This is a genomic window from Alcanivorax sp. (assembly GCF_051117345.1).
GTDB lineage: Bacteria > Pseudomonadota > Gammaproteobacteria > Pseudomonadales > Alcanivoracaceae > Alcanivorax.
The window spans coordinates 1-3,076 of record NZ_JBNPEC010000138.1; the positions used below are offsets into that span (position 1 = coordinate 1).

A 3,076-nucleotide genomic window follows, 5' to 3' on the forward strand; every position below is an offset into this window, starting at 1 on the left:
CCTTGAAGTGGACGGCAGGCGCCGGCGGGTCTATCCCCAGGATGACAAGGAAGAGGATGTGGCCCGGGTGAGCGATGCTGGCCGGCGCGCCGCCAGCCATGGCCGGCTGGCGGAAAAGCTGGAAAAAACCGTCACCCTGATGATGACCAAACCCGGCGTGCGCTTTGTCGGCAAGGGCACCATCCTGCCGGATGGCAAGCAGCTCAGCGTGCCCTTTGAGGCCGTCGGCATCCGTTCAGTGAAGGTGCAGGCCTTCCGGGTATTTGACGACAATATCGGCCGCTATCTGCAGGGCAGCGAACTGGATGAAGGGGATATGGACACCCGCACCGGTCGCTACCTGTGGCAGAAAACCCTTGAGCTTCCCGCCAACGGCGACGGCTGGCAGCGCTACCATCTGGACCTGACAGAGCTGATGGCCAAGCACCCCAATGGTCTGGTGCATCTCACCCTGACCATTGATGGCGACGACATCACCTATACTTGCCCTGATAACGCTCTGACCCGTGAGGCAAGCCTGCCGGACAACTACGAGGGCCCGGGGCAGGAGGCGGAACAACCGGACCGGCTGGCCGACTACTACCGCGATGCCGGCTACCTGAGCTGGTACGAGCAGGACAACCCCTGCTCCGACAGTTACTACCGCTATAACGATCTGGCCAGCAGCACCCGCGCCTTTCTGGCGTCCAACCTGGGTCTGATCGCCAAGCGCGGCCAGGACGACACCCTGCATGTGGTGGCCACCGCCCTGGACACTAACCAGCCCGCCGCCGAGGTGGTGGTGAAGGCCTACAACTACCAGCAGCAACAGGTGGGGATGGGGCTTACCGACGAAGAGGGCATGGCCAGTCTCAAGCTGGACAGCACACCTTTCTATCTGCAGGCGGTGAAAGATCGCGACACCGGCTTCCTGAAAGTGGCCCGCAACCGGGCCTTGCCCACCAATCAGTTCAACACCAGCGGGCAGACGGTGCGCGACGGTCTGAAAGGTTTCTTCTACGGGGAAAGGGATGTGTGGCGCCCCGGTGACGACATCCACCTGACCTTTATTCTTGAAGACAAGAACGCTGTGCTGCCCGACGATCACCCGCTCACTCTGGACTGGTTCGATCCGCGCGGTAACAAGGTGAAAAGCTACACCCTGGACCAGCCGGTGGGGGACTTCTATGCCTTTACCCTGGCCACCGATGAAGACGCCCCCACCGGTAACTGGCGGGCCGTGGCCCGGCTGGGACAGCGCTATTTCGATACCCCGGTGCGGGTGGAAGCCATCAAGCCCAACCGGCTGAAGATCGACCTGGAACTGCCCGAGCAGCTGCCCGCCAACGAGGCGGCGCAAGTGGGCCTGTTTACCCAGTGGCTCAACGGCGCCACCGCCGCCAACCTGAAAGCGGATGTAAAAGTGCGGGTGGCGGCGACCACCACCCGCTTCGATGGTCTTAATGCCTACCATTTTGATGACAGCACCCGTGCCCTCAGCAGCGAGCCCTTCACCGCCTTCGAGGCCCATGTGGACGGGCAGGGCAAGGCCAGTTTCCCGCTCACCATACCGGTGGAACAGACCCCGGGCATGCTGCGCGCCACCCTGACTACCCGGGTGTTCGAGAACAGCGGCGACTACAGCACCCAGGTCCGCAGTGTGCCGGTATACCCCTTCCAGCACTGGGTCGGCATGCAGGTGCCGCAAGGCAGTGGCTGGGGCGGCGCGCTGTCCCGCGAGGGCAGGCACCCCATCGACCTGATCAGTGTGGACAGCAAGGGCAAGCCGGTGTCCGGGCGGCCGCTGGATATCACCGTCTACGAAATCGACTGGCGCTGGTGGTGGGACCGTTCCGGCGACGACCTGAGCAACTTTATCAGCGACCCCAACACCCATTCTGTCACCCAGGCCCAGATCACCACAGATGCGCAGGGCCGGGGTCAGTGGAATCTGGACGGTGCCGACTATGACTGGGGCCGCCACCTGATCCGTGTCTGTGACCGGCAGAGCGATCACTGCACCTCGCAGACCCTTTACCTGGGCTGGAGCCGCGATCAGGCCAGTGGCAGCCAGGATGCCGCCACCCGTTTGTCCTTGTCCGCCGACAAGGAAAACTACCAGGTCGGTGAGACCGCCCGGGTGGAACTGCCCGCCGTCAGCGAAGGCCGCCTGCTGGTGAGCCTGGAAAACGGCTCGCGGGTGCTGGATCACTACTGGCTGCCGGCCAGTGGCCAGGCCCAGACCCTGGAGATTCCGGTCACCGCCGAGATGGCGCCCAATGTGTATGTGCATGTGGCCCTGCTGCAACCGCACCAGCGCGACAATGACCGGCCCATTCGCCTGTACGGTATTGTGCCGTTACTGGTGGAAGACCCGGCCACCCGCCTGCAGCCAGAGATCAAGGCCCCGCAGAAAGTGAAGCCGGAAGAGACGTTCACCGTGGACGTCAGCGAAAAACAGGGCAAGGCCATGACCTATACCCTGGCGCTGGTGGACGAGGGCCTGCTGGGCCTGACCAACTACCGCACCCCGGACCCCCACGGGGCCTTCTATCGCCGTGAGGCCCTGGGCGTACTGACCTGGGATCTGTTCGACATGGTGGTTGGCGCCTATGGGGCCGAGCTGGACCGGTTGCTGGCCCTGGGCGGCTCCGACGGTGCCGATGACGGCCGCGAGAAACAGCGGCGGCGTTTCCCGCCGGTGGTGAAGTTCCTCGGCCCCTTCACTCTGGAGGCGGGCGAAAAGGCCAGCCACGACATCTCCCTGCCGCCCTACATGGGCCAGGTGCGGGCCATGGTGGTGGCCGGTGACAACGGCGCCTATGGCAAGGCGGATCAGGACATCACCGTCACCCAGCCGCTGGCGGTGCTGAGCACGTTGCCACGGGTCATGGGCCCCGGTGAAACCGTGGACCTGCCGGAGACAGTGTTCGTGACCGACGACACGGTGAAACAGGTCACGCTGTCCGTGCAGGCAGATGACGACCTGTTCAGCGTGGAAACCGGCAAAGCGGAGATGGCCTTTACCGGGCCGTCGGACCAGATCGCCATGCTGCGCCTGCGTGCCAACGACCGGGTGGGCACCGGCTCCGTGACG

1 protein-coding gene is annotated in these 3,076 nt (G+C 64.2%); it reads left to right on the forward strand.

The annotated features are described in order from the left end of the window. Window positions 1-3,076: alpha-2-macroglobulin family protein (locus tag ACFE0K_RS09065; RefSeq protein ID WP_434535756.1), on the forward strand; the 3,076-nt coding region annotated here is incomplete at both ends.